Here is a 1,128-nt window from a genome sequence, read left to right on the forward strand (position 1 = left end):
CGCCCGGTTACATTCCGAACCCGGAAGCTAAGCCTCACAGCGCCGATGGTACTGCAGGGGGGACCCTGTGGGAGAGTAGGACGCCGCCGAACAATTATTCAAGGCCGCGGCCCCAGCGATTCGCTGGGGCCGCGGCCTTTTTGTGTTTTGCGAACTTGCACGAGACCGGCAGGCCGGAACTTCCGCCCAGGAGCGGACGCTTCCGACATGCCGGACAATGGAGATGGTGTGCGGCCAGGAGGCCGGCGCCGATACCGCGTGACGGCACTGACGTTGCCCAGTCCGCGGTGGAGATGAAGCAGCAGAAGGAGTCACGAGGATGTCGAACCAGCCCGAGGGCCGTCCCGAGCGTCGATCGGACGACGGCCGAGGCTACGAGCCCCGGTCGCGTGGGGGCTGGTCCAACGACCGTGGCAGCTTCCGTCGTGACGACCGTGACGACCGTCCGCGTCGTGACGACCGTCCGTCGTTCCGCGACCGTGACGACCGCGGCGGCGACCGTGGCGGCTTCCGTCGCGACGACCGTCCGCAGGGTGGTGGCTTCAACCGCGACCGTGGCGACCGTCCGCAGGGTGGTGGCTTCAACCGTGACCGTGGCGACCGTCCGCAGGGTGGCGGTTTCAACCGCGACCGCGGTGACCGTCCGCAGGGTGGCGGTTTCAACCGTGACCGTGGCGACCGTCCGCAGGGTGGCGGTTTCAACCGTGACCGTGGCGACCGTCCGCAGGGTGGCGGTTTCAACCGTGACGACCGCGGCGGCGACCGCGGTGGCTTCCGTCGCGACGACCGTCCGCAGGGCGGCGGTTTCCGCCGGGACGACCGTCCGGGCGGTTTCCGTCGCGATGACCGTGACGACCGTCCGCGTCGTGACGACCGTCCGTCGTTCCGCGACCGTGACGACCGCGGCGGCGACCGTGGCGGCTTCCGCCGTGACGACCGTCCCCAGGGCGGTGGCTTCAACCGTGACGACCGTGGCGGCGACCGCGGTGGCTTCCGCCGTGACGACCGCCCGGGCGGTTTCAACCGTGACCGTGGCGACCGTCCGCAGGGTGGCGGTTTCAACCGCGACCGCGGTGACCGTCCGCAGGGTGGCGGTTTCAACCGTGACGACCGTGGCGGCGACCGTGG

General features: G+C 70.3%; 1 rRNA gene and 1 pseudogene. Both read left to right on the forward strand.

The annotated features are described in order from the left end of the window. Positions 1 to 92 (forward strand): 5S ribosomal RNA (gene rrf, locus ACFY2K_RS30095); the annotation flags it as partial. Between the two features lie 227 nt (positions 93 to 319). Next, positions 320 to 1,128, forward strand: a pseudogene (locus ACFY2K_RS30100) (tetratricopeptide repeat protein); the annotation flags it as partial.

Origin of the sequence: Kitasatospora sp. NPDC001309, from assembly GCF_042896295.1 — a bacterium.
Taxonomy (GTDB): Bacteria; Actinomycetota; Actinomycetes; order Streptomycetales; family Streptomycetaceae; genus Kitasatospora.